This window comes from Vibrio sp. QJM3NY_21, from assembly GCF_057785975.1.
Window position 1 is genome coordinate 1,275,781 of the sequence record NZ_CM173513.1, and the last position, 25,913, is coordinate 1,301,693.

The following is a 25,913-nucleotide window of genomic DNA, read 5'->3' on the forward strand; positions in this document are numbered from 1 at the left end:
TGGAGTTCAAAGTGGTCACCCTGTGATCTTTAAATCTAAGACGAGCGTATTTCTCCCAGTTTATAAAGGAAGAGTATGCATGATGTTATCTAAAGAGAATGAATCAAGAATTATTGAAATGGCGTGGGAAGACCGAACGCCGTTTGAAGCAATAGAACTGCAATTTGGTTTGAATGAATCGCAAGTGACTCGTTTTATGCGTAGCCATCTCAAGCTTGGCAGTTTTAAGCTGTGGCGCTCACGTGTTTCTGGGCGCTCGACCAAGCATGTAAAACTGCGCAGTTCGGACGTTTCGAGAGGTTATTGTCCGACTCAGTACAAGCATCGTTAAAAGATGGGATGCCCAGTCAGTATCCCAAATCAACACACAGATATGGGAAATGAAAGGAATGAAACAATTTTGCGCTCTACTTTTGGTGCTGCTTAGCTTCGGCATCAGTCATGTTCAAGCGAATGATACGCGACTTAAGCAAGCTTACGAAAATCATCAAAGCGACGTTCAGGTGCGCGGCTCGGGTACGGTGTATCGAGTACTTCCTGATGATAATAAAGGATCTCGACATCAGAAATTCATTTTGCGACTCGATAGCGGACAAACCTTGTTAGTCGCACATAATATTGACTTAGCGCCTCGTGTTCAGGGACTGGCAAAGGGCGATCGAATTGAATTTTATGGTGAATATGAGTGGAACAAGAAAGGTGGCGTAATGCACTGGACACACAAAGACCCTCGTAATCATCATACTCATGGTTGGTTAAAGCATAACGGGAAAGTATACGAGTAAACACCTTCGAGACTTTTCCCTTCAAGGCTATAAGATAAAAAGGAACTTTGATGTTTAAGCTGGAAACTGACAGGTTGATTCTTCGAGATATGAGTCTCGAAGACGAGTGTGCGTTTGTTGCGATGTCTCAAGACGTGAAGTATCAGCGTTTCTATGACGAAAGTGATTGTGAACCTAACAAATATCGAGAGCTAACTCAGTTGTTTGTTGCGCAGGCTTTGGAAGTTCCGCGCCGGTCTTTTCAATTAGTGGTTGAAAGCAAAGACTCGGGGAAGTTTATTGGAACCGTTTGTTTGCGCCTTGAGGGCGAGCGACAAGCTTCGATGGGCTGTGCTTTCTCAAGGGAAATTCAGGGAAAAGGGCTTTCTATAGAAGCTTCTGAAGCCCTCGCTGATTTTGGTTTCTCAGAGTTAGGCATACACCGTATCTACGCCGAAACCATCAGCAAGAACTTGGCTGCGATTAAATTATGTAAGTCAATGGGAATGAAACAAGAAGCGTGTTTTAAAGATCATCGATTCTTCAAAGGTCAATGGTGGGATACCGTTGTGTTGGCGGTTCTACGTTCTGATTGGAAAAAGGCTTGGTGATGGAAAGTGAAAGGCTCAAATTAACCCCTCCATCATTAAAATACAGCGAAGAGATGTTTGAGGTGATAAATGAGTGCAAGGCCGAGTTTTCCCCATTCTTACCTTGGGTTTCTGATTCTCTAACTAAAGAGCAGCTAGAACTTAACATTCAAGATGCTACCAATAATTTCGCCAACTTTACTGGCGAGTTCTGGTTCAATATTATTGAAAAGCAAACAGGGGTATTTATCGGGGCTATTGGTTTTATGATCAGAGACGATACTGTCCCTTACTTTGAAATCGGCTATTGGTTGCGAACATCAAAAACGGGCTTGGGTTACGTGAGTGAAGCTGTCCGAATTATCGAAGAATATGCATTCACTCAAAAAGGTGCGAAAAGAGTCGAAATTAGGATGGCAGGCTCGAATCTTAAAAGTCAGGCCGTGGCCAAACGATGTGGCTATCAACTTGAAGATCGCTTAGCCAATGATCGACGTTTGCCATCAGGAGATATGGACAGCACGCTTGTTTACGCCAAAATAAGTCAGTCTTAAATGTGTGCTGTTGATTCTTAATGTGTGGCACTTTTATTGAGAGAAACCGTAAATTCCCAAGTACTCTGAAAGACCAACATTTAGCGCTTAGTTATCTGGCTCATCGTCTACAGTGACGTCACCATTCATTGAGTTGTAGTTAATGGAAACTCCCGGCACGACTCGATAATGATAGATACACTGATCCGTCTGTATATATTCAGCAATGTAGTCGGTTTCTTCTGGTGAATTGAAACTTGAAATACTAGGTGGATCGAGGAGCAGTGCGCCCCATACCGAAATGCAGTCTTCAGCGTTATCTAATCTTGGGGACTCTTCGGGTAAGTGCCATTGTTGGGCCGGGTATCCCCATTCATTGAAATCGAGCTGACCTGTTGCAGAGTCATCATAGATAGGGACGTTCGTGGAAGCACCGCCACCGTTTGAGGTTAAATTTTTTGAATAGGCAAGATCGACCCCTGTTTTAAAAGAGGCTCCAGTGCCTTTTACAACTGCAATATGAGAATCAGTACTTACGTTGAGGAACCTTGGAGCAGCAGTTACGGCGAGTATTCCAAGGATCACAATAACGACAACAAGCTCAATAAGTGTAAAACCGTTCTTTTTCATTTAGCACCTCTTTTAAAGGCCGCTAGTATGCATTATAAGTTACTCTTACCAAAGGGAATATCCTTATTTTAGTGGTAATTTAAATGCTCAATAATGAATGTTGTGATTAAGGTAACTTATATTTTATAAATCCAATGCGTATGGTTTAAGTGCTGTGTATCTCACTTTGATATTAATTTTAGTTCTATGAAGGTTTGGCAATTAATGAATATCGTTGAAACGGTAAAGCTTCATCTTTCAGACGTTGGTTATCCAGAGGCTAGTGTTAAAACAGGGCAGGTTCGATCTATATCGGCGCTCGTTTTTAAAACCATCAAAAATAAAGATATCTCTAATGTTTTGTCCCTGTGTACTCAATTGCTTGAAGAAAGGGATTGGGCGTTAGGTGTTATTGCTTACGACTGGGCTTTTAGAGTAAGAAAACAATATTCTAAAGAAACGTTCTTCATATTTGAACATTGGTTACTCCACTACGTTACTGACTGGAATGATTGTGATGATTTCTGTACTCATGCGTTTGGTGAGTTACTGTCTCAGTACAATGATTTGTTCGAACTCACAACCAAATGGGTCGAGCATTCCAATTTTTCTGTACGTAGAGCTGCTGCTGTCACCTTAATTTATTCTATTAATAAGAATCGATATTCTGCGTTGGATCCGTTTCGTGTGTCGGATTTATTGTTAAAAGATGATCATGACCTCGTACAGAAAGGATATGGTTGGATGCTTAAAGTCCTCAGTAAAAAGGAACCTCAACAGGTTATTGGTTATTTAAACGCTAAGCATGCTGTAATACCAAGAGTTGCTTTTCGCTACGCGATTGAAAAGCTGGACGATAAAACTAAGCGAGAGTTAATGTTACTTTAACCACTGGCACTCCTCAAATCATCATCAGAATCCGGTGTGATTAATTATAACGATTAAAATAGGAACCCAAGGTGCAAGAACAAACTAGAGGACTCGATCGAGAAGGGTTCATTCAAAATCTTTATTCGCCAAAGAACATTGCGCCTGAATTTCAAGACGTGGTGTCAGCAGTCGTTGATTCGTTGCTAAGAGAGCTCCCAGGTCAAGTTGATGGTATCTACCTGTATGGGAGTGTGCCTAGAGGAACGGCCATTGTTGGTAGCTCTGATTTGGATGTTTCTATCGTACTGACTACGCCTATTGGCCCAAAAGAGAAGCGAGTATTTAAGCATCTCTCTGACACCATTCCCAAAGCATATTCTCAAGTGAGCAAGCTTGATATCGATCCTGGCTTCCTGCGGGATGTTCTGCTGCCTCAAGAAAAATACCATTGGCACTTTTGGCTCAAGCACTGTTGCAGTTGTGTTTGGGGTAATGATTTATCTGTTGAGTTTTCACGATACAAACCAAGCATTGAAATAGCTCAAGCTCTTAATGGTGATCTATCGATTTTTCTTGAACAAATGACCCCAAGCTTTGAAAGCCTGAGTGATGCAGACGTCGCCAAGGTTGTTGGCAAGAAGTTAGTAAGAGCAGCATATTACTTTGTTGCTGAGAAAGACGGCAGTTGGTACACAGATTTGTCTCAGTGCGCTGCAGTAGCCAAGTGCTATTACCCAAATCTAAACGATGATATTGAGTTAGCACATCAATACGCTCTCGGAAATTTGATATCGAAAACAGAAGCTTTTGAATTGTATGAAAGGCTGAGTAAAGAGCTTGTTGTAAATTAAGCATTAGCACAAGCTAGAACAGCAAACTTAACCACCGTGCAACGGTTCAAGGAAACCCCGATGGATGTATATGAGTGTGTCTCTTTTATCTTGTTGAACGAATCACAAGTATTGCTAGAAAAGCGTAGTGAGTCTAAGGAGACCGATCCCGGCTTAATCACTCTACCTGGCGGTCATATTGAACACGGTGAAAACCAAGTTCAGACACTATTTCGTGAGCTCGATGAAGAGCTTAATGTTGTTCCGATTGATTACCAATACTTGTGTTCGCTTTACCATCCTACGAAGGAACTTCAGTTGATTCATTATTTTATCGTGAGTGACTGGGAAGGAGATATCACCGCTCAAGAGGCTGATGATGTTAAGTGGTATTCACTAGGTTCAGCTCCTGTTGGTATAGCAGCCGATGGTATTGCTTTGAAAGAAGTAGAGCGCGTGGGTAGGTATCTTTAGTTTGGATTCGATAACATGTTTACGACGTTTTTGAGGGCTCAAAAACGGTGAAACCCCGATGTTGGTAGTAATCTTAGCTGTATGGTGTTGATTTATATGAATTTCATGTATTTAGAGCTGGTGGTTGAACTCTAATTGGCCTAAAAAACGGTTAAAAAGGCCAATGAAATAGTCAAATAAAATCAACAAATTAGCAACTCGGTACTACTGTATTAGTCCACCCTAAAGTGGGCTTGAAATCGATTCGTTGAATCGTTTTACGCTTCGGGAATCCTTTTCGTTAATTGCTGCGCAAATAGAATGTCACTGAAAAAATCGTGCATAGTTTTTCTACCAGTAGATGAAAAATCTTAATTTTCATGTAGTGAGAAAGGTAAGGAGAACGACATGGCGACGCGTAAAATCAGACCTAGACAATTTATTGATGAGTTTTACCCTGATTCAGGGATATGCAATACCACCATCATAAACTGGATTAAACATGGCAAGCTCGAGGGCACTAGAACGCCAACGGGCCGATATTTAGTCTGTGTTGACGACGAGATAGGGAACCCGGCAGACAGGGTGAGTGAACTTCTAAGATTCTTGGAGTCATAAATGGTTGGTAGAGCTAGAAGCAAAGAAACGGCTCATTACCCTCCATTCTTGGTGAAAATGAGCCATAGGGGTCAATCTCGGTTTCGGTTTACGACCGTAGATGGTGTGAAGAAGCTATTTCCTATCGGGACTGTAGAGCAAGAAGCGATACAAGCTGCGCATGTTTATAACTTGCAGTATCGTCCTGAGCTAGGAAGCGCATTTTCCCTTTCTGAGATGACCCCATTTCGCAAAGCTGTCTCCAAAGGCCGTAAGGACAAATTTAATCGGCCTTTAAAAGAGTGGCTTCCATTAGTGTTGTCTCGTGTGAAGAAAGAAGAACGGCTTTCCAAAGACGTTTATCGAAATTTGGAAAGGGACTGTTACCGCCTTGATGAGTTCATGGGGCGGTTGCCAACCAAATCGATCAAGTTACAGCACATCAATGAGTTCCTTTCGAAATACTATTCAGAGTTAAGTAATCGTCAGATCAACAATAAGATCAGTAACCTTAAAAAGGTATTTTCCTACCTTGCAGATGAGAGCGCTATTGAGAGTAATTTTGTACTCAATAAAAAACAGCGTCGATTGACCAGAGAAGATTACACAAAAGCTCGCCACGACCTAGATATCGAAAACTACCAAAAGGTCTACGATGCAGCGCCACTGTTTCTTAAGGTCGCAATGAGCTTAACACTTGAGACGACTCATGCTGTGAGAGAGATCTATAGGCTTCGTTATCGTATATACAAACCACGGGAAGGCGTTTGTGGGATTCTTTGGAACCCTGACAAAGAGGTGGAGTATGTGGATGGGCATGCAGTGTATGGAATGCTTTATGTTCATCGAGAAAAGGTGAAAAAGTCCGATGCTTCCACTGTAGCCATTCCTGTCACTCAGACGATTAAAGACATTGTCGATCTTTATAAAACATCGAGATTGATTTGTCCTTATATCGTTCATCGTAAACCCAAACAGCAGCAACGTGGCATTTCAAAAGAGACCGACCATCTTTACCAAGTGCATCACCACAATATAAGTAAAGAGTTCAGTAAGGTTCGAGACTCTTTAGGGCTTTATAGCCACCTAAAGAAATCGCTAAGGCCGACCTATCATGAAATTCGAGGGCTGGCTGCGCGAATGATTGAACAGCAAGGGCAGAGTGCTACCGAGCGAATGGCGCATGCGAACGCGAAAACAACAAAAATCTATACAGGCACAAGTGACATTGTTTGGCACCAAGTACCACCTGTTGAGGTTATGCCGAAAAGTGGCCAGAAGTGATTTGTGTTAGTTGTTTAGTTTGGAAGAATTCGGAATCCGAATCGCTTTAAACTGCGTTGTAATTCGGATTCCGAATTATTAGATTAAGGAAATATGACTTGAGTCCCTTCACCACAAGAGCATGCAATTGAGTACGTGTTCTTTTTCTTACTGACTTTAGCTGAATTAGATTGGCAAGAATGGCAACTAATACGCATTGCAGTATTCACCTTACATTGTGGGCAGTAGACGTAATACCCATACTTTCCATACCTCGGCTCGGTCTGCGGGCTTTGACACTTCTTACAATTAAAACCATGCCTTATTTGTGGAACTTTGGCCTCTTCTATTATTTCTTCGGCCGGAACCAAGTCTACCTTTTCAGTTTCGCTCAATTCTGCGATATGTACTTTGGGAGCCGGAGAGGACGTAGGCACATGTTGTTCGTTTAGAAAGTGAACTAGGCGGTACAGTTCATCACGATTAAACGTAGGATTCGGATTTAGTATTGAACCTACGCGGTGCTTTTTGATGAGACTCTTAACGCAGCTACCAATAGATTCGGCTTTAATGAGCTTCTTCGTTATATCTTTAGGGATAGAAGTTCGGTCGATTAGAGCGTCATTTGATGCGGCACAGAGTTGATCCCAACAGCGACCACCAAAGTACCCTTGTAAAAATGCAATCCGGTCTAGTAACGACTTAGCGTTGTCATTTAAAAGTGCTTTCAATAGTTTGGTTTGTAACTTAGCTTGTTCGATAGGCGAGGGCATTCCTGTCCATTTCCCTCGTACGGTTCGACTCCATTCGAGTTGATTGTTGACCTTAACCTCACCACGAATCGATTTCGACTCAATAATGATAAACCCTTTGTTATAAAGGACTAAGTGATCGATCTGAGCAGTTTCATTTTTAAACTGTATGCGTAGGTCATTAATAATGAAAACGTCATTTGTATCTCCAAACTCTCTGCGTAAGTAAAACGCGACATCTTGCTCTACTTTTGCACCAGCTTTCTGTTGAAGACTGTTGTCGATTTTTGAATCTCTATCCTTAGTAATCATTCTTTATTCCTGCTTTTTTATAAAAGCAGTTTACCATGCAGCCTTATTCATATTGATGGTGTGTATGTTTTTGAGACCTATGTTCTTTTTCGAACACTGTTATTGATGAAAATTGTGAAATATCTCTTTTCGAAAGCTCGAAGTAGAGAGTAGGAAACCTGCAACTCGCTGTTTAATAATGTGTTTGTTAGGCATCCCGTTATTGTGCGTGTTAGGGCGTTGTGAGCGCCATGAAAGTTGTAAATAGGTAATGGTGGCGCAACAATAAGAGGTGATACGTAGCCATTGCTGCAGAGAAAAACACACACATAAATTGTTATTGAGCTTTTGGAGTGACTAGAGGCCTCAGCCTTAAGAGCAGGTGATAGTGCCCTGTTTCGTGATTATGAAGTCATTTCAGAATTCGGAATCCGAATTTCATTTATTGGGAGCTTATTAGAGAAAGCCGGTAATAAGACATGGGTTGTGTACAGTAAACCTGTACTCCACGAGCCTACAGCAGTAGTGGGTTATCTATCTCGGTATTGCAAGCGTATTGGGTTAAATCCCAACCAATTAAGTTATAACGTGGATGGCCGTATCACGATGAGTTACAAAGACTACCGAACCAATGGGACGCAAAGAATGTGTTGTAATGCGGGCGAGTTACTTCGACGCTTACTTTTACATGTGTTGCCTAAAGGGCTAATGCGAATACGCTACTATGGCTTTTTAGCTAATGCTGTACGGGTAAAAGCGATAGCGGAAATTAGGCAAAGCTTACGAAAGCGACCCGCAGAGAAATCGGAAATGCTGAAAGAGAAACCTTGTTGTCCGAACTGCCATAGCAACAGCATGGTACTCGTGTGCATCAATATTAGACCTAGGATAGTCGTTTCAGAGCACCGACTGACCTAGTTGTCTGATTATAATGAATAAAATTATCGTTGTGTTATTACGAGAGAGGGGCATTGTTCGCTTTTAAAAAGATTATGCAACGGGTATAGTCGCTGTAGATAAATTGGCGGCTAGAAGTGGAAAATGGACGGCTGACGGGGTACCGGTCTTAATGATAAGAGTAGAACGCAAGTCAGTCCTAAAAAGCAAATTCCATAGATAGAAGCGGCCAAGTCCAACAGGTATTTATCCATTGTGCTACGACAACGGATAAATACTTAAGCGTTATGTTTTTTTGAGTTTAGAGGTTAGTAGTGGGATTTGTTTACATATTAACGAATGACAGTATGCCAGGGTTGATTAAAGTTGGTTTGACAACTAGAAGCCCAAAAGAACGGGCAAAAGAGTTGAATTCTACGGGCGTACCAACTTCATTTGAGGTGGCAGCATACTGGCGTGTAGACAAAAATCTAGGTTATATGGAAACTAAATGTCACCAGCTACTTAAAGAATTTCGCGTATCTTCAAATCGTGAGTTCTTTAGAATTCAGGCTGAGGATGCTAAAAAAATCTTGTCACCTATGTTTCTAACCGCTGAAGAAATAGACAGCGAAAAGTATAAAAAAGGTGCTCAACAAGAAAAAGAAATAGTACAAAGGCAAGAAGCTAATAAACAAAGAGAAAAACAAAACGAACAAGCATCTAAAGAACGATTGCTGAATAAAATTGAATGCCTTGAATACGATATAAACTCTGTTAGATCTCGGATAAAGCAAGCTCATGACCAACTGTTAAAGCCAGAGAGTACTACTTCACTAGCGATTTCGAAGCTTACTACAGCTTTTACATCGTTAGTTGCGCTTTTCTTTGCCAGAATAGCTCCGTTTGCACTTGCTCTCTTGGGACTAGTATCAGGTGAGGGGGCTTTGCAAAGTATACTGTTCACAGGTGGTTTTTATGTTATTGGTATCTTCGTATCTATGCTCTTGAGTGGTGTTTCAATGGTGTTAATCGCACAGATAGAAAACCTTAGAAGAGTAATTTATGGGGATAGCCATAAAGATATACGTGAGCAAGTTCTTGTTCTAGAAAACGATTTGACAGCAAAACTCTCTGAACTCAATCGTCTAAAATCATAACAAAGCGTTTAAGACAGATTCTGTAGTTGACCCGATCTAGTGGACACCTTCAATTGTAATTGGAGGTGTTTATGCCAGCTTATAAATCAGGTAAAAAAACTCAACAATATCTCACGGAATTTAAGGTAACTGCCGTCCGACTTTCGCTTCGAGAAGGAGCTACAGTTAAAAGCGTGGCGCTATCATTGGATATCCATCCTTATATGCTTTCTAAATGGCGAAAGGACTATAGAGAAGGGGTTATTTTGGAAGATAAACGTAAGAAAAGGACTAAGATCCCGAGTCAGAAAACTGAGTCTAGTCGGATTGCAGAGCTTGAACGTCAGAACGAACAACTTAAGCTCGAGAATGACTTGCTAAAAAAGTGGCAACGATTCGTTGCCCAAGAAAATCGACAAAATTCCGATTCATAGCCCATCACAAAACGCGTTATTCCATTGTATTGATGTGTCGTTTTTTATCTGTTTCTAAGTCGGGTTATTACGCATGGCTTGATAGAGAGCCAAGCCGCTACGATCAAGAAGAGCAGGCTTTGAAGAAGCGGATAACTAAAGTGTTTACCCAGAGTCGAGAGACTTACGGTAGTCCACGAGTTCATGCAGAGCTGAGGCGGCAAGGAGTTTTGGTTAGCCGCAAGCGTGTGGCTCGGATCATGAGAGAGCAAGGGCTAAGAGCGCGAAGTTATCGCATTTACATGAAAATGGCCAAGCTACATCGGTTCTATCAATCGATTAAGAATATTAAAAAAGACACACCAAAACCAACGGCAGTTAATCAACAATGGTCTGGAGATCTAACGTATATAAAGCAAGGTAAACGTTGGATGTATCTAGCGGTCGTTATCGATCTTTACTCGCGTAAAATCGTCGGTTGGTCGGTTGGTCGCTTGGTAGTAAGAAGAGTACACAGCTAACGATGAGTTCGTTGAGAATGGCAATTAGAAATCGAAAGCCACAAGAGCGCTTATTGTTTCATACCGACAGAGGCTCTGAATATCGAGCCCATGAAGTTCAAGCTTTATTATCAAAAAATGGAATTGTCCCAAGCATGAATCGTCCAGGTCACTGCACTGATAATGCGGAGGTGGAGTCGTTCTTCCATACGCTCAAAGGCGACATAATTAGGAAAAATAGTTTAAAAAGTGAGAAGCAGCTTAGAGATAAACTTGCCGGTTATATCCAGCATTTTTATAACCGTTATAGACTGCACTCAAGTCTTGGATATCGAACCCCGCATGAATATGAAGTAGCGACGGGTTAAAGATAATAGGGTGTCCATTTTATCGGGTGAAGATCATTCTCAACGCTTGGCGATTTCAGTCTAAGTCGGCTTTAGTGCTGAATGTGGCAAGGTTTAGGCTTGGGTGGTCGCGTTGTTCACCACTTAATGCGGCGTTAAATTGCAGGAGGAAGTATGGCATTTCAAAAAATGATGACTGACCATATAAAAGTTATCAAAACAAATGGTGAAGAGCATTCGGACTTGAAAGCCAGTGTTCAAGATAAGGGCATTTATCTAATGCAGTCAAATGTGCTAATCGAGCCAAATGATCTTATCCAAAGGATTATGTCTAACGGTGGTGAGGAAACGTTCAAGGTTATCGATCCTGGTTTCCACGAAAAGTTTCACAGTATACCTGCGCATTATCAAATGAAAGTTCAGAAATTAGGTATTCCAGAAGCTAAAAAAGCGGTACAAAGTATCACTTATAACTTCAACGGCGATAACGCTCGAGTGAACAACAACTCTGTAGATAACTCGACAAATATCGTTAATCATAATTCTGAAGTTACAGAGCATATTGAGCTACTTCGCAGCGAAATAGAAAGGCTGGTCAAAGACGTATCTGAAAAGCAAGAGGCACTTGAGGTTGTTGATGCAGTAGAAGCTCAATTCCAATCTGAAAAGCCTAGTAAAGCTGTAGTTAAGACACTATTGGGAGCTTTGCCTCATGCAGGAAGTATCGCATCTGTTGCTTCTTTCTTACTTTCGGCTATTGGTGGCTAGCAATTTAACAATCTGTTTAAGAGTGATTCGCAACGCGTGGCATTTTTACTATGCGTTAAGTTTAGTGTTTAAGGTGGTATGCGGCGGCTATTGTATTGCGTTGCTCACACCTTAACAGGGCGTTATGCCTACAAATCAAATTTTCAGATAATAGTAATGACTAAAGAAAACTATAAATTAATTGTGAGAGCATCAAAAATTGAAGATATTGGTGCGCCTTATATTTGGGGTGTAGGCTTTGACTACCCACATAAGGAAATTATTCGCATTAAAAACCCCGTTAGTGGTCGAAAAGTGTGGGTAGAATTTATGTTTGGCGATGAAAATTTCCGTAAAAGCTACAATGAACGGAAAACAAGAACCATTAACTTTAATGAACAAACTTTGATCATAAGCCAATGGTATCGAGAAATAATAGAAGTTCACAAGAATGAAAGTATTGAGTTAGAAGTAAAAAAGAGCCGGCTACCGCTATGGATTAAAACGATGCTTGCGGCAAGGAAGCATCCTGACTCTACAGTACGCTTAGCTACCTATTTAGCGGTTTTGTCAGTTGTATTGGGTGTTATAGGCTGTGCTCCGATAATTAGTGATATTATTCGAGCTATTGTTTCTTTGCCTGATTGGGTTGTAGCTCTTTGGAATTGTCTAAACAAGTAGGCATAACAAACTGTTTAAGAGTGATTCGCAACGCGTGGCATTTTTACTATGCGTTGTGTTTAGTGTTTAAGGTGGCATGCAGAAGCACCGGCATTGCGTTGCTCACACCTTAACAGGGCGTTATGTGCTTACCCAAAAACATATAGTATAATGTTCACTTTGTTGCTTAACTAAATTTACGATGAATATTGTTGTACATGTGCATGATGGTGTAGCAAATCACGGCTACGAAATGGGAACTCGACAAGCATGGAAATGTGGAGATAAAGCTCACGAAGTGTATCGAGTTCTAGGTGTCATCAAAGGTCAGGTAGTAAGTGTTATCGAGGACGTTACCGCTGAATTGTCTACGTTCGACAACAACCCAGAACACCATTCAGGTAGTGATGGTCGCTATATATTTTTAGGTGGGAAGTGCTGGAACGAAAAGGAAATCTTTGCTCCAGATATGCCAAAGTTTATGTTCAAAAAGATTAAAGGCTTAAACCAAGGACACCGTTATTTGAGTGATGCTGAACTTGAAGCGAGTTTGTCATAACTGGTTAGTACGCACATAACAAACTGCTTAAGAATGATTCGCAACGCGTGGCATTTTTACTATGCGTAGCGTTCAGTGTTTAAGGTGGTATGCGGCGGCTTTAGTATTGCGTTACTCACACCTTAACAGGGCGTTAACCCTCTCCTCAAAATACTGTATAAATACTCAACTAATTCCTTATCATTTAAATGGGATAAAATACGTAACAGTATGTTTTTTATGAGTCTATAAATGTCTAAGCTACAGCGCAGAGAGAGCGATCTCTGTATTAAAATTGATTTTGAGAAAAACTCTCGTAACCCTCAACGTGTCTTCAACTCTATGAGTCATTTGATTTCGTCAGTTGAAGAGTTTCATTCATGTTTACTCAACTCGGTTTCTGCTGAAACTAAATCAAGCTTCCTCCTTTCTGATATTAACGAGGGCTCTATAAAGTCATGGTTATGCCCTGAAATTGAGGGGGATGTGACAGAAGAGCAGAAAGGTCGTTTAACTAAATTCCTTAATTACTGTACTGATTTAGTTATATCGTTTATCGCTGAAAGAGACACGATTGAATCATTAGAGGTTTTAGTTGATTTAGAAGACGAAATAGCAACAGCAGCAGTGGAGTTCGAAGTTGAAGAGTTTCCTAATGTTTTCTCTCTGGATCGCTACAGGTTGTTAAAAGGTTACACGGAATTATCGCAGTCAACTACTGAGTTGAACGATGTTGATCAGGTTTACTTTAATTCTCGTGGTGAACCAAAAGTAATCAATAAGAAGTTTCACCTTACAAAAGATGATGTAGAAGCAATTCTAATCGAGAGAGTTGAAAAGAATACGACAACGGAAACTCTAGTAATTAAAAAAGCAGACTTTATTGGTAAATCAATGTGGGACTTCTTGCGCAAGAAATCTGCGATTTCTGCGCGTATCACTCACGAGGAGTGGTTAGATAAATTCCATTCTCGGATAGAAACTGTGGCTCCAGGTGATGGTTTACTATGTAATCTTGTAACAACAGCATATTTTGATAAATCTGATAGGCTAATTGATACTAAATATGAAGTGGTATTTGTGCATAAGAAAGTAGATGTATTGAACTTGCAGCAAGAGTTAAAGTATGACAACGAGTAAATCTAATCAAAATGCTTTGTTGATTTTACTGTCTGAGTACCTTTTTATTTTCTTACCTTTTCTCGTCATAGGGATTATAAAAATATACAAGGCTGACTTTTCGACTTTTTTCCAAGCTGCAGACTGGAGTTTTGCTGCCTCAATTCTATTTGGGCAGGTCATTGTTAAGTTAGTTTCTGGATCGGTTATTCATTCCAAAGCTAAGTGGCAACGGGTTGTTGTCTTGCTCTCATTTATTCTCGTACTGGGTCTAGTTCCAAGCTTGGTTGTGTTGGCTCTGATTCTTATCGACGGTGGTGTCTCAAGTTTCTTGGTGAAGACACAGCTCGTGCTTTTCTCGTTGGCATCCGTGGTCTTCTTTTGGGTGGGTTCAGCTGCACACGCGATGATAGAAGAGGGTTAACAATCTGTTTAAGAGTGATTCGCAACGCTTGGCATTTTTGCTATGCGTTGCGTTTAGTGTTTAAGGTGGTATGCGGGAGCTTCGGTACTGCGTTGCTCACACCTTAACAGGGCGTTAGGTTTTATAGGAAGTACAATGATAAATAATAGTGAAAACGGTACAAAAATAGTTACATATGGTGCATTGGGCACCTTTTTTGAAACAGTTTTAGATCAATATAAAACGTATTGTGATTTTGCATCTAAAAAATTTAGTACTGAGGGGTTAGAGGCAGAAGAAATTATAAGGCTTGGTAAGCGTCAAAGTGACACGATCGAAATTTCTAATATTTTTACAGGTATGTTTCTCGAAGCTTTTATATTTGACTATGCGGCTCGCAAGGAGAGTATCAACTATGCAGAGACATATTTAGATAAACTAGATCCAGTTTCAAAATGGGTTGTCATTACTAGACTGTTCAATAGTCAAGGTTTAAATGTTGGTGGAAAAGCTGTCCAAGGAATCAAGAAAGCTTTTAAAATAAGGAATAACCTTGCTCACAACAAAAGTAAAAAATTTCCTGATAGCACTGACGTAGATAAGGTTATGGAGTTTTTTGAGAAGCAAGCTCCGGAAAGATTAACTCCAACTGAGTGCGTCGAGATTATTAAATCAGTATTGGAAGAACTGGTTAATATTGATAAAAACGAAGTTTACGCATTACAACTATTGGATAAAATTAAAAAAACTTTGAAGTCTTATCCTATGCCAGCCCAAACCTAACAAAGCATTTAAGAGTGATTCTGTAGTTGACCCGATCTAATGGACACCTTCAATTGTAATTGGAGGTGTTTATGCCAGCTTATAAATCAGGTAAAAAAACTCAACAATATCTTACGGAATTTAAGGTAACTGCTGTCCGACTTTCGCTTCGAGAAGGAGCTACAGTTAAAAGCGTGGCGCTATCATTAGATATCCACCCTTATATGCTTTCTAAATGGCGAAAGGACTATAGAGAAGGGGGTATTATGGAAGATAAACGTAAGAAAAGGACTCAGATCCCGAGCCAGAAAACTGAGTCTAGTCGTATTGCAGAGCTTGAACGTCAGAACGAACAACTTAAGCTCGAGAATGACTTGCTAAAAAAGTGGCAACGATTCGTTGCCCAAGAAAATCGACAAAATTCCGATTCATAGCCCATTACAAAACGCGTTATTCCATTGTCTTGATGTGTCGTTTTCTATCTGTTTCTAAGTCGGGTTACTACGCATGGCTTGATAGAGAGCCAAGCCGCTACGATCAAGAAGAGCAGGCTTTGAAGAAGCGCATAATTAAAGTGTTTACCCAGAGTCGAGAGACTTACGGTAGTCCACGAGTTCATGCAGAGCTGAGGCGCCAAGGAGTTTTGGTTAGCCGCAAGCGTGTAGCTCGGATCATGAGAGAGCAAGGGCTAAGAGCGCGAAGTTATCGCATTTACATGAAAATGGCCAAGCTACATCGGTTCTATCAATCGATTAAGAATATTAAAAAAGACACACCAAAACCAACGGCAGTTAATCAACAATGGTCTGGAGATCTAACGTATATAAAGCAAGGTAAACGTTGGATGTATCTAGCGGTCGTTATCGATCTTTACTCGCGTAAAATCGTCGGTTGGTCGCTTGGTAGTAAGAAGAGTACACAACTAACGATGAGTTCGTTGAGAATGGCCATTAGAAATCGAAAGCCACAAGAGCGCTTATTGTTTCATACCGACAGAGGCTCTGAATATCGAGCACATGAAGTTCAAGCTTTATTATCAAAAAATGGAATTGTCCCAAGTATGAATTGTCCAGGTCATTGCACTGATAATGCGGAGGTGGAGTCATTCTTCCATACGCTCAAAGGCGACATAATTAGGAAAAATAGTTTTAAAAGTGAGAAGCAGCTTAGAGATAAACTTGCCGGTTATATCCAGCATTTTTATAACCGTTATAGACTGCACTCAAGTCTTGGATATCGAACCCCGCATGAATATGAAGGAGCGACGGGTTAAAGAGAGTAGGGTGTCTATTTTATCGGGTGAAGATCATTCACAACGCTTGGCACACTTTTGCTTCTACTTCAAATTTAGTGTTTATGGCACAATGCTTTAGGTTGGGTAGAGGCGTTGTTCACCCCTTAATTGGGCGTTATGTTTATAAATTACAGTATGGAGTATTAAGTGAAGATTACAGGAACGGGTGTAGTTGCAGTGTTTTCCATCGTATTGACCTGTTTTGGTTTTTTGCTGGGTACTACATCATTCGGTGAGTTCTTTTCAGGTATTAAGTGGACAGATATTGTTTCAGCTGTTGGCTCAATTTTAGCCGGTGTAGGTACTATAACTGGTGTTTTTGTCGCGTTTTATGTTGGTGGGCAGTGGCGCAAGCAAAATAAGGTTATCTCATTTACAGCTTACTACGAAACACTACTTAAGTTGCTAGATTGCACTGTAGAACAGAGTACGATTTTGACGAATCGAGTAATGGAAGATTATCCGCATGATCCTGAGTTTAGTGATTATGAGCGTGAGAGAATGTCGTACCTTCACCGTACGTTTGATGAATTGATGTCTGGAATAATTAATGAATATGCAAAATTAGAATTGTTATACCCAGCAGATGATGTCGCTCCTCTCAATCCAATACTACTACGAGAACAAATTGGTAAGTATCGCGCAGTGCAATATGTATATCGCCCGCATGAAGTTGACCACGCTGAATATGAACAAAACGTCACTCGAGAATTTCAAGCTTTGAAGTCTGTATTCAATAAATACAAACTTCAGGTGAAAACAGTGATAAATAAAACATAACAAACAATTTAAGAGTGATTCAGTATGCTTGGCATTTTTGGTTTGAGTTATGTTTAGTGATTACGGTGGTCAAGTTAAGTGTCGTGGTAGCGTGCTTCACACCTTAATTGGGCGTTAGCCCTAAAGCACATAATCTAACCTTGAATTCCTAGCCATGTGTCCTCATGTTCATATTAACTGTCGAAATTGAAAGGAATCGAAAAATGTATCAACTAGGACAAGTATTAAAAATCCAATACACAGGCTTTAAACATTACGGAATTTATGTTGGTAACAATACTGTTATCCATAATTCAAAAAAATTTCATCGTGTCGAAGAGATAGGCCTGGAGGCATTTGCTGATAACAGAACTGTACAAACGAGCTCAATTAAAGCTGAGAATCCAGCTTTAGCAGTGCAAACAGCAGGAAAATATCTTGGTATTCCTTACAGTTTGTTTTCTGAAAATTGTGAGCACTTTGTACGAACGGCGTGTGGGCTGGTAAAAGAAAGTACTCAGGTACAGAAATACTTAATTTCTGCTGTTGGTGTCGGGGCTTTGCTCAAGTCTGACAACACTGTGGTTCAAGCTGCAGGAGGTGCTGCTGCGGTTGCATCTATGCTGACTCCTACAGAGCAAAGTCCAGTTAAAAATGCAGCTGTAGCTGCCTGTCTAGTAGCAGGCATTGCGTTCTTGGCATCAAAATAGGGCTAACAAAGCATTTAAGAGTGATTCGCAACGCTTGGCAGTTTCGCTTCGCTCAAGTATAGCCAAGCGCCGCTCACACCTTAATGCGGCGTTAGGCTTTCTTATAGATTCGGTGTAATTATGGACAAAATAAAAGTTTTAGATTTAGACCCTAAACGTTTCAATGCACTTGCTGCTCAATCAAGGAGTCCAGCCGCTGCATATATGAGTGAAGAACTAGCATACTTTACTGATGAAAATGAAATTGTCTTAGGACTTGTTCTAAGAGATACGATAGATAACGATTTTGTTGGAGTCTTGTTCGGTAGAGATGAAGGGGGTAGGTTTAGGGCATTCGATGTTGAAGCGTCAATTGAAACTCAAGAAGAAGCAACCAATTGGGTGAAAGGTGGAATTAAATGGCACGTTGGAAAAGGTAATAAAGAGTTTCCTCAAGGAGATAAGCAAAAAAACGTAGATTTGTTTACTCCTGTTGTTCCTTTCCACAAACAACATTTATATTTCTCAAAATTATTGCAAGAAGAAGCATTTGTACCTGCTAAAACGGTTATTAATGAGCTGATGTCACATTTTGTTGATATTGATGGTAACTTTGTCGAACAATTTCAAAGTACAGGCTTTGATGCGAGATTGTGGGAGCTTTACCTAAATACTTACCTAAATGAGGAGCAGTTATTCTTTAATAGAGAATATAATGCGCCAGATTTCATTGTTGAGAAATATGGGAAAAAGGTAGCAATTGAAGCTGTCATAGTAGGTAGAAAGCCAGACAATCCAGTGTCTGCTTTTAAAGTCGAGCCTAAGTATCTAGATCCATCAGAGGTTAAAGAAAAACATAAAAATGAAATGCCAATTAAATTTGGAAGCCCTCTATACTCTAAACTAAAAAAGGAATATTGGAATCTTGAGCAGGTTAAAGGTCACCCTCTAGTTTTCGCTATCGCGGATTTTCATGATGATCAATCAATGCAGTGGAGTTCAACTGCGTTGATTAACTACCTTTATGGTGTTAAACATGACTTTGATTATGATGAAAACGGAAAGTTGGTAATTTCAGCTTTAAAAATTGATAAACATGAGCTTAATGGTAAAGAGATACCTTCTGGCTATTTCTTTCAACCAGATTCCGAAAATGTCAGTGCAATTATATTTTCTGCAAGTGGCACAATCTCAAAATTTAACCGTATCGGTAAACAGGCGGGCTTTGGTGATGATAACATAATCATGCATCGTTTCGGGACGTGCCATGATCATAACCCTAATGCTTCATTGCCAAAAACGTTCATGTATCAGGTGACTACTAAATCAACAGAAACATGGGCGGAAGGCTTATCAATGTTTCACAACCCAAATGCAAAATTTCCAGTGCCGGAAGAGCTTTTCCCCTCGATCGCCCACCATCACTTCGATGATGGACAAATAGTAAGTTTGTTACCTGAGTTTCACCCGTATTCTTCTACAACAATGAATATGAAATTGACGAAATAAAAGCCTAACAATCTGTTTAAGAGTGATTCGCAACGCTTGTCATTTTTGCTGTGCGTTGCGTTTAGTGTTTAGGTAGTATGCGGCGGCTTTGGTATTGCGTTGCTCACACCTTAACAGGGCGTTATAGCGCAGGACAGAATTTAGAGTATGAATGAGAAACTTATCCAAAAAGTTCTAGCTATGATTTGTAAAGACTTCAAGGCTAGAAAAAAGACAGAAGCTTTAACGATAGAGTCTTATCGTTTTGATGCTTTTTTGTTCGCTCAAGGCGAATTAGCCAGTTTCTTTGAAAAAAATGGTTTGCTAATGGAAATGGATTCGATTCTTCGGATTTTGGAAGGTAATCGTTATATTGCATATTCAAATCAGGAATTTTCATTAACTGAACTCGGTTATGACGTTGGAACTCAATCACGATTGGGGCGTTTGCTTAAGTGGCTAAATAGAAACCCAGGTTTGGCAATTATTATCTCAATGCTTTCATTAGTAGTGTCGGTAATTGCACTGATAGTTAGTATTAAATCTTAGGCTATAGCGCTATAACAAGAGACTATGGCGTCAATAGTTAATTTTTGACGCTATCTTTATCCCACATTGCGCCGTCTCTTAGCATTGAATTGAGTGTCACAACCATTTTTCTCATGCAGGCAACTATCGCTACTTTTTTAGGTTTTCCTGCCGCAAGTAATCGTTCATAAGTAGCCTTAAATACAGGGTTGCATTGTATGGCAGACATCATTGCCATATACATGACTGTTCTAACTTGAGGTCGACCTCCTTTTATCATCCGTTTGCCTTTGAAGCGTCCGCTCTCTCTTGTTATAGGTGCGACGCCAATGAGAGAAGAGGCTTGCTTGTTAGTGATAAAACCGAGTTCGGGTACATTGCTAATCAGGGAGGCGGCTAGGATCTTTCCTACGCCAGGCATGCTTTGAAGGATGGTGTTCTTAGCTTGATACTCAGGGCAGCTCTCAATCAGCTTTTCTATCTTTGCCTCTACTTTTTCAAGCTGATTTTTTAGAGCGGTTAGAATCGGAGTAATAGTCGATGAGATGTTTTTGGGTAATATTTGTAGTCGGTTTCTTTCCATGGTTTGCATGGTGAGTAGTTGGTTCCGCCTCGTGACTAAGTCACTCATAAGGCGTATGTTTTCGCTTTTTAGCATGGTAAGTTCGGGCTGAACTCGTTCGGCATAATGTGCGATGAGTTCGGCATCTAAACGGTCGTTCTTAGCTCGTTGACCAATGGCTTCAGCAAACCTTTTAATACGTAGTGGATTGGCAACGACATAAGGCAATTTGGCTTTGTCACAGGCGAGTATGAAGGGCATTTCTAATCTACCTGTAGCCTCGATGACGACGCGTTGAGGTTTGTGTTTCTTAATGATTTTAATGGCATCGCTGATGCCTTTATCGGTGTTTGGTACGGTGAAGTAAATGTTGAGTGGACGGACATAGATGTCTAATTGTGACTTACCAGTATCAACGCCAACATTAATGTTTTGAAGTGTGTTTGTATTCATAATAAGCTAACTCTTGCTTGCAAATGCGGGCTCGAGACCCAGAAGACTATTCGAGTGTGGTGCTTGGAGTTCTACCTGACGTTCGTACTTGTTATCGGTCTCTCAATAGAGGAGCCATCGTTTAATCGAACTATCAGATAGAAGAATTTTAGTTGCAGCTAAAGTCTGGGTCTCACCTTACCCGATTGGAGTGCTTATTATCCATACAAACTGTTTAAGAGTGATTCGCAACGCGTGGCATTTTTACTATGCGTTGGTTTTAGTGTTTAAGGTAGTATGCGGTGGCTTTTGTATTGCGTTACTCACACCTTGACAGGGCGTTATGTGCCTGATTAATCGCAATAAAATCTATTAAATAGAGAGTTCAATTTGAAATTTATAATTTTCATTGTGTTAACAGTGTTGCTTCTGTTTTTTGCAGGTAGTGCTGATCTTGAAAAGATAACCCCTTGGCTTATTGGAGTGAGCTTTACAGTATCGATTTTCTCAATAAACTTTACGTTTTTTGGATACCAGTTATCTAAATATAAGCCGATTTACGATCAAATTAGCAAAAGGCAGTGGTTTCATATTGTTTTTCTCATGGTCATCCCGTTTGCGCCACTACTAGCTTATTTAGCTACTCCCGACCTGTTTGCTTATGTTTCTTTGGGTAGCCTCCCGTTGCTGTTTTTATCATCATTAGACAATGCGGCTTTGACAATCAACTGTCTCAACCCAATCAAGTTTATAAGTGATAGAACGACGTCTTCTCAGGTAAATGCTTACAATAGTAAATTGGCAAATTGTATTAAACGAGAAGTAAAGGAACATGAAGAATTCCTTTTAAACAAAGATAAATTTCAAATTCCAATGCATGGATTTACATTTGAGTCAACGATATTGGGCTTAGAGGAAAGTGATATTTGGGATTCTTTATCATTGGTTAATGGCTTATCACTAGAAAACTCTGACCATCCAACTTTCAAATACAACCTTAATGTAGCACTTAAGACATTGCTAAAATCTTACGAATTTAAGAGTGGCAAAGATTCTGATTACAGAGTTGATTTCGGCATTAACCATGTTTCTCGGCAAAGATTCCGAGCGATCATCAGTCATGTAGTAGAAGAAGATAAGCAAGGTGTGTTTTTACATACTTTAGCCGGTGAGTTATGTAGCTATCTTATGCAACCTGAAATATTGAATAAACCATGTTCAGAGCTTACAAGAGCAATTGCATCTGAAGCCGTTTGGGTTGCTCAACGTCTGTTGACGGATACTTCGGTTGTTGAGCCAACAAAGGTACTAAATACTTTACATAGGGTAGCTGAACTAGGTATTTACAGGCTCGAAAATAATAAGCCGTCTGACACTGAAACAGATTTAGATAAACACAATATTGCGGTGTACGCACATGATATAAAATCCTTAGCAGTTAGTGCGTTAGAAAATGGTAATAATCATTTTGCATACCGTTGTATGGAGACTTTATCGTATCTAGGCTGTAATTCCGCGAAATTGCAAGCGAGAGAAATGGTGACGTCTGTATTTGAAGGAATTATCCATATTGGAAGGGTATCTCGTAATTTAAATATTGGGTGCTTTTGGTCACGTTGTTTAATACCAGCAGAGAGCCATGCAGAAGAGTTTTTAGGTCATATCGTTACGTGGTTAGTTTCGGATATCAAAGAAGATGGTTCTTTCTTTATGAAAGAATTTGCCGAACAAGCTTACTCAAGGTTAAGAGGTGTTCAATGTATACTCGAACCAAAGGGCGGGCGTCATCCCAAGTTTTGGGTGACAGAATTACAATGTGAATCAAAGGCGATTCCACATATAGAGCATGAGTCAGGGATGTTTGGTTATTGTGGAGAACTGGATTACTCAGATTTTAACAACTTGAAAGAATACAAATTGTATGGCATTAGCCCCAAGAGTTCAGGTGGAATTATTCGTTCCGATCCTATTCCCCTTGCTCTCTAGTCGGTTCAACGCGCAAGGCACATAACAAACTGTTTAAGAGTGATTCGCAACGCGTGGCATTTTTACTGTGCGTTGCGTTTAGCGTTTAAGGTGGTATGCGGAAACATCGGTATTGCGTAGCTCACACCTTAACAGGGCGTTATATGCTATTGACATAATAAACATTAATTCTGGTTGATTATTTGATCTTTCCCTCAACGCTCAGGATCTCGTTTGCATACTAGATATTATTGATAACTAATGAACTAGTTTGTATTGAACTACGTTAAGGGAACAATCTTGAACTTATACAATATATTATGGGTATTAGGTCTAGTTTTTAGTTATGCATTGTTTGAACTTGTTTGGGTGAAACATCCCCAAATGACTCAACGACTAAAGCTAATGACTCGTGTTCTTTTTGGTGTTGTGACACTGATTTATCTTAAGCAATGGATTTGACGGTTTCCTTGACCACGCATATAACAAAGCGTTTAAGGCAGATTTTCAACGCTTGGTATTTTCAATTCAAGTCAGTTTTTGTGTTCACGGGGCAATGGTTTAGGCTAGGTGGTATCGTTGCTCACTACTTAACGCGGCGTTATATGAATAAGGAGGATATATGTATATGTCTCAAGCAAGAAAGGAATTTGAGTTAGCCCTTTCAGATTCAGAAGAGTTAATAGCCTGTTATGACTCGATGAATCACTGTGATAGTGGTATGCGTCCACCAGAGGTGCTAAAACGAGCAACTTTGATCATGACTTTGACTGCTTGGGAGACGTATGTTGAAGATATAGCTTCCGAATTAATTAATGCTAAATATGGAATGGTTATGGGTTCTCAGGTTGGCAGCATAATAACAGGGCGATTGCATGATCATCTTAAAGTTTTCAATAATCCAGACTCTAAGAAAACTAAGGATCTATTCCAAGAGTTTTTCGGTATAGACGTTACTGAAAGTTGGGTTTGGGGTAACTTTCACACAGCAAAAGATTCAAGAACTGCGTTAAACTCTTGGCTTAGAAAGCGTGGTGAAGCGGTCCATAGAGCACAAATTGATAAACAGTCTTCTCATATAGTGAAGCGTGAGGAGCTAGACAAGTGCATACGTTTTTTTCGAGAGTTAGTTGAAGTAACCGATAGGAAACTATTGGCGATATAATTCATATAACAAACGACTATGGCGCCATGTCCTACCCTAAGAAGTAACACTTTATGGAGGTTGGTATGAATATCAAAGAGTCTGATTGGAAAATCTTTTGTGAAATAAAGAGTGAAGCAGCGAAAGTGTTTTGTGCTCGTCAACTAGATGAAGCTATCAAAACGATTACTGATGAATCAGTACCTGTAGGGGAAAGGTTCAACTTTATGTGTCAGCATTCCCAAGAATCTCAAAAGCAAATGAAGTCTATCTTTGATGGCCACTCTCGAAGCCGTGCATTTATCCAGCTCATGCAAATGTGTGCGGAAGGCTTGGTTGCACCAGAACAATTCGAACGTCTTTCAGACGAACTCAAAAAAGACATTACGAGTATTCTAGAAAGAAGAGCCTAAGGAAAGTTGGCTAATCAGGCCGCTTCTTTTTCATAGCTGCAACCATCTCAATATTCCTCCTTTTTATTCGCGAATTCGGATATCCGCTACAATTTGCCTCGGCAACCTCACTTATACGAGTTTTATTATACGAGTTGTATTGAAAATCGTAGAGTTACTCGTTTTTTTCTCCTTCAAAACGCCGTTGATTTTTAAGAATTAGCACTAGAATCTGGATTGAGGTTTCTTCCAAAAAAGTGTCAACATTACTTGGTCAATAAAATCTCTCGTTAGCCCTTTAAATCCGTGCGCTCTAGGTGAACTGAAAGTGTCACCTAGAGTGCGCGAGGGTGGGGGTTGCGGGAGTTTATGCTTGTGATGCGACCAGAGCCCCACCATCACAAATTCTTGGCCCCAAATGCTTTAATATTTATGGTTTTGTATGTGTGTTCGAGTTGTTATTCGGATTCCGAATTCGTGATTTGAGCCAGGGAAGTAGAGTGTCGTGTTTTGAAAAGTGAGTGTTGGGCTATGTGAATGCCTTTGAATTTTTTAATCTCTCAATACTGGATTAGTCGGTTATTTGCAGGATAGGAGTTTGGGTTTCTTATGGAGAGTTGCAGTGATTAGGTTGGAAGATGGTGTTAAGAATGAACGAAAGGCTAGAAGTGTTTTCTTGATCGCCTTTCAGTGTTGTTTGATTAGCCTGGAGTGTATTACGTGGTGGTAAAGCCCAATCCAATATACATGAATGTAAGTAGACGGCTCTCTGCGCTAGCGAGTTATGCCAAAGGAGTAGTTCTTATACTTGATTGCTCTATTCGTTTAGAAGTGCGTACAAAGCCATACAAGTAATATTCTAGATGCTAGTCGGTTTTGTTTTTTGTTTGATTCGTGTGTTGAACCTAGCGAAAAAGCGGTCTAGTCTTACTGTTAGAAAAACTACTGTATAAGTCCACCTTTCGTCCACCCTTAATCCACCCAAGCAAGAACGGGATAAAGTGGGGAAGAGGAAAGTTGATTATTTTCAGTGTATTGCGCGAGATTTACGACGTTTTTGAGGGCTCAAAAACGGTGAAACCCCGATGTTGGTAGCATCGGGGTTTCGAATTTCTAGATTTCTCGACTGGTAAGATCGATTATCTTTTCTATGCAGAAGGCTTGGATTAATCCAATCTTATTCCTTGGTAGGGAATTAGATACGGATGAAGTCCATGTGCTCAACTTTAGGCTTGAACGCGTGACGTTGAACGTCTTGCGGCTTAACCTTAACTTCTGCGCCGTCAATCAGTAGAGTGATTGCTTCGTAGAATTCAGGCTTATCCATTTGGTTGATCACTTCAGCGTGAACAAGTTCGATAGCTACAGCTGCTGCTTCGCCACCGTAGATTACAGCTGGGAATTTACCAGCGTGACGTAGGCGGCGGCTCGCACCTTTACCTAGTTCAGTACGTACTACTGCTTCAAATTTCATAGTTTTACTCTCAAATTAGTAAAAATTAACTTCACACCTCAATGCGACCTTGAGTATGTGGTAAAGCTTATGCATAAACGAGTTCATGCTTAAGCGAGCGCGGATACTAACATCACATTCAAATCTGAGC

28 protein-coding genes and 2 pseudogenes are annotated in these 25,913 nt (G+C 40.3%); 26 read left to right on the forward strand and 4 right to left on the reverse strand.

Translation table 11 applies throughout. The annotated features are described in order from the left end of the window. Window positions 1-79: 79 nt before the first annotated feature. From AC3CID_RS05835 to AC3CID_RS05850, 4 genes are read left to right on the forward strand one after another with little or no spacing between them, the layout of a single operon-like run. Window positions 80-331, forward strand: a complete 252-nt coding sequence (locus AC3CID_RS05835; RefSeq protein WP_237299458.1) for a TIGR03643 family protein — start codon at window positions 80-82, stop codon at window positions 329-331. A 58-nt stretch (window positions 332-389) separates the two neighbouring features. Further along, window positions 390-785, forward strand: coding sequence for a DUF3465 domain-containing protein (locus AC3CID_RS05840; protein WP_054546616.1), 396 nt, complete (start codon window positions 390-392; stop codon window positions 783-785). A 50-nt stretch (window positions 786-835) separates the two neighbouring features. Continuing rightward, entirely contained in the window at window positions 836-1,375 is a 540-nt protein-coding gene (locus AC3CID_RS05845) for a GNAT family N-acetyltransferase (RefSeq protein ID WP_065205505.1), read from the forward strand. Beyond that, window positions 1,375-1,908, forward strand: coding sequence for a GNAT family N-acetyltransferase (locus AC3CID_RS05850; protein ID WP_146457375.1), 534 nt, complete (start codon window positions 1,375-1,377; stop codon window positions 1,906-1,908). Before AC3CID_RS05845 ends, AC3CID_RS05850 begins: the two co-directional genes overlap by 1 nt. 87 nt (window positions 1,909-1,995) lie before the next feature. Here AC3CID_RS05850 and AC3CID_RS05855 read toward each other — a convergent pair whose 3' ends face one another. After that, complete coding sequence (locus AC3CID_RS05855; RefSeq protein WP_017083309.1) at window positions 1,996-2,517, reverse strand: type II secretion system protein; 522 nt, start codon at window positions 2,515-2,517, stop codon at window positions 1,996-1,998. Between the two features lie 204 nt (window positions 2,518-2,721). On the opposite strand from AC3CID_RS05855, the gene AC3CID_RS05860 reads away from it, so the two are divergent. From AC3CID_RS05860 to AC3CID_RS05880, 5 genes are all read left to right on the forward strand, one after another. After that, a complete protein-coding gene (locus tag AC3CID_RS05860; protein ID WP_237299456.1) occupies window positions 2,722-3,384 on the forward strand; it encodes a DNA alkylation repair protein in 663 nt (220 codons plus the stop codon). A 71-nt stretch (window positions 3,385-3,455) separates the two neighbouring features. Next, complete coding sequence (locus AC3CID_RS05865; protein WP_488527072.1) at window positions 3,456-4,217, forward strand: nucleotidyltransferase domain-containing protein; 762 nt, start codon at window positions 3,456-3,458, stop codon at window positions 4,215-4,217. Window positions 4,218-4,277: 60 nt separating this feature from the next. Further along, on the forward strand, window positions 4,278-4,670 hold the full coding sequence (locus AC3CID_RS05870) for an NUDIX hydrolase (protein ID WP_488527073.1): 393 nt from the start codon (window positions 4,278-4,280) through the stop codon (window positions 4,668-4,670). Between the two features lie 387 nt (window positions 4,671-5,057). Then, on the forward strand, window positions 5,058-5,267 hold the full coding sequence (locus AC3CID_RS05875) for a MerR family transcriptional regulator (RefSeq protein WP_010434910.1): 210 nt from the start codon (window positions 5,058-5,060) through the stop codon (window positions 5,265-5,267). Beyond that, window positions 5,268-6,530, forward strand: a complete 1,263-nt coding sequence (locus tag AC3CID_RS05880) for an integrase (RefSeq protein WP_488527074.1) — start codon at window positions 5,268-5,270, stop codon at window positions 6,528-6,530. An 83-nt stretch (window positions 6,531-6,613) separates the two neighbouring features. On the opposite strand, the gene AC3CID_RS05885 is transcribed toward AC3CID_RS05880, so the two are convergent. Further along, window positions 6,614-7,573, reverse strand: coding sequence for a nuclease-related domain-containing protein (locus tag AC3CID_RS05885; RefSeq protein WP_488527075.1), 960 nt, complete (start codon window positions 7,571-7,573; stop codon window positions 6,614-6,616). A gap of 429 nt (window positions 7,574-8,002) precedes the next feature. Between AC3CID_RS05885 and AC3CID_RS05890 the strand changes: the two are divergent. The 14 genes and pseudogenes from AC3CID_RS05890 to AC3CID_RS05955 all read left to right on the forward strand — a co-directional run. Then, a pseudogene (locus tag AC3CID_RS05890) lies at window positions 8,003-8,470 on the forward strand (transposase); the annotation flags it as partial. A gap of 326 nt (window positions 8,471-8,796) precedes the next feature. Further along, on the forward strand, window positions 8,797-9,588 hold the full coding sequence (locus tag AC3CID_RS05895; RefSeq protein ID WP_488527076.1) for a GIY-YIG nuclease family protein: 792 nt from the start codon (window positions 8,797-8,799) through the stop codon (window positions 9,586-9,588). A gap of 71 nt (window positions 9,589-9,659) precedes the next feature. Next, window positions 9,660-10,848, forward strand: a pseudogene (locus tag AC3CID_RS05900) (IS3 family transposase). Between the two features lie 153 nt (window positions 10,849-11,001). Beyond that, window positions 11,002-11,595 (forward strand): hypothetical protein, encoded by a 594-nt coding sequence (locus AC3CID_RS05905; RefSeq protein WP_488527077.1) that lies wholly within the window; start codon window positions 11,002-11,004, stop codon window positions 11,593-11,595. 156 nt (window positions 11,596-11,751) lie between these two features. Beyond that, entirely contained in the window at window positions 11,752-12,255 is a 504-nt protein-coding gene (locus AC3CID_RS05910; RefSeq protein ID WP_488527078.1) for a hypothetical protein, read from the forward strand. A 181-nt stretch (window positions 12,256-12,436) separates the two neighbouring features. Beyond that, window positions 12,437-12,793 carry an acyl-CoA synthetase gene (locus AC3CID_RS05915; protein ID WP_488527079.1) on the forward strand — a complete coding sequence of 119 codons (357 nt, stop codon included), beginning with the start codon at window positions 12,437-12,439 and terminating at the stop codon, window positions 12,791-12,793. A 231-nt stretch (window positions 12,794-13,024) separates the two neighbouring features. Continuing rightward, window positions 13,025-13,912, forward strand: coding sequence for an LAPAL motif-containing putative phage structural protein (locus tag AC3CID_RS05920; RefSeq protein WP_488527080.1), 888 nt, complete (start codon window positions 13,025-13,027; stop codon window positions 13,910-13,912). Then, entirely contained in the window at window positions 13,899-14,315 is a 417-nt protein-coding gene (locus tag AC3CID_RS05925) for a hypothetical protein (protein WP_020840768.1), read from the forward strand. Before AC3CID_RS05920 ends, AC3CID_RS05925 begins: the two co-directional genes overlap by 14 nt. A 135-nt stretch (window positions 14,316-14,450) precedes the next feature. Beyond that, on the forward strand, window positions 14,451-15,077 hold the full coding sequence (locus AC3CID_RS05930; protein ID WP_488527081.1) for a hypothetical protein: 627 nt from the start codon (window positions 14,451-14,453) through the stop codon (window positions 15,075-15,077). Window positions 15,078-15,148: 71 nt separating this feature from the next. Further along, window positions 15,149-16,329, forward strand: a protein-coding gene (locus AC3CID_RS05935) for an IS3-like element ISVisp1 family transposase (RefSeq protein ID WP_488527082.1) whose coding sequence is annotated in 2 segments (ribosomal slippage) — window positions 15,149-15,434 and window positions 15,434-16,329 — 1,182 coding nt in all. Because the reading frame shifts where the segments join, the coding sequence is not laid out codon by codon here. Window positions 16,330-16,497: 168 nt separating this feature from the next. Beyond that, window positions 16,498-17,130 (forward strand): hypothetical protein, encoded by a 633-nt coding sequence (locus AC3CID_RS05940; protein WP_132787528.1) that lies wholly within the window; start codon window positions 16,498-16,500, stop codon window positions 17,128-17,130. A 203-nt stretch (window positions 17,131-17,333) separates the two neighbouring features. Next, window positions 17,334-17,819, forward strand: a complete 486-nt coding sequence (locus AC3CID_RS05945; protein ID WP_488527083.1) for a lecithin retinol acyltransferase family protein — start codon at window positions 17,334-17,336, stop codon at window positions 17,817-17,819. Between the two features lie 120 nt (window positions 17,820-17,939). Further along, entirely contained in the window at window positions 17,940-19,307 is a 1,368-nt protein-coding gene (locus AC3CID_RS05950; RefSeq protein ID WP_132787532.1) for a glycosaminoglycan attachment protein, read from the forward strand. Between the two features lie 147 nt (window positions 19,308-19,454). Beyond that, a complete protein-coding gene (locus AC3CID_RS05955; protein ID WP_488527084.1) occupies window positions 19,455-19,835 on the forward strand; it encodes a hypothetical protein in 381 nt (126 codons plus the stop codon). A 37-nt stretch (window positions 19,836-19,872) separates the two neighbouring features. Here the strand turns inward: AC3CID_RS05955 and AC3CID_RS05960 are convergent, their stop codons facing one another. Further along, window positions 19,873-20,829, reverse strand: a complete 957-nt coding sequence (locus AC3CID_RS05960; RefSeq protein WP_488527085.1) for an IS110 family RNA-guided transposase — start codon at window positions 20,827-20,829, stop codon at window positions 19,873-19,875. Between the two features lie 369 nt (window positions 20,830-21,198). Between AC3CID_RS05960 and AC3CID_RS05965 the strand changes: the two genes are divergently transcribed. The 3 genes from AC3CID_RS05965 (at window position 21,199) to AC3CID_RS05975 (ending at window position 24,330) form a co-directional block, all read left to right on the forward strand. After that, entirely contained in the window at window positions 21,199-22,794 is a 1,596-nt protein-coding gene (locus tag AC3CID_RS05965) for a hypothetical protein (protein ID WP_488527086.1), read from the forward strand. Between the two features lie 601 nt (window positions 22,795-23,395). Next, complete coding sequence (locus tag AC3CID_RS05970; RefSeq protein ID WP_016788809.1) at window positions 23,396-23,938, forward strand: HEPN domain-containing protein; 543 nt, start codon at window positions 23,396-23,398, stop codon at window positions 23,936-23,938. Between the two features lie 65 nt (window positions 23,939-24,003). After that, window positions 24,004-24,330 carry a hypothetical protein gene (locus tag AC3CID_RS05975; RefSeq protein WP_488527087.1) on the forward strand — a complete coding sequence of 109 codons (327 nt, stop codon included), beginning with the start codon at window positions 24,004-24,006 and terminating at the stop codon, window positions 24,328-24,330. Window positions 24,331-25,504: 1,174 nt separating this feature from the next. Here the strand turns inward: AC3CID_RS05975 and rplY are convergent. Next, window positions 25,505-25,783 carry a 50S ribosomal protein L25 gene (gene rplY / locus AC3CID_RS05980; RefSeq protein ID WP_017079048.1) on the reverse strand — a complete coding sequence of 93 codons (279 nt, stop codon included), beginning with the start codon at window positions 25,781-25,783 and terminating at the stop codon, window positions 25,505-25,507. Window positions 25,784-25,913 lie beyond the last annotated feature (130 nt).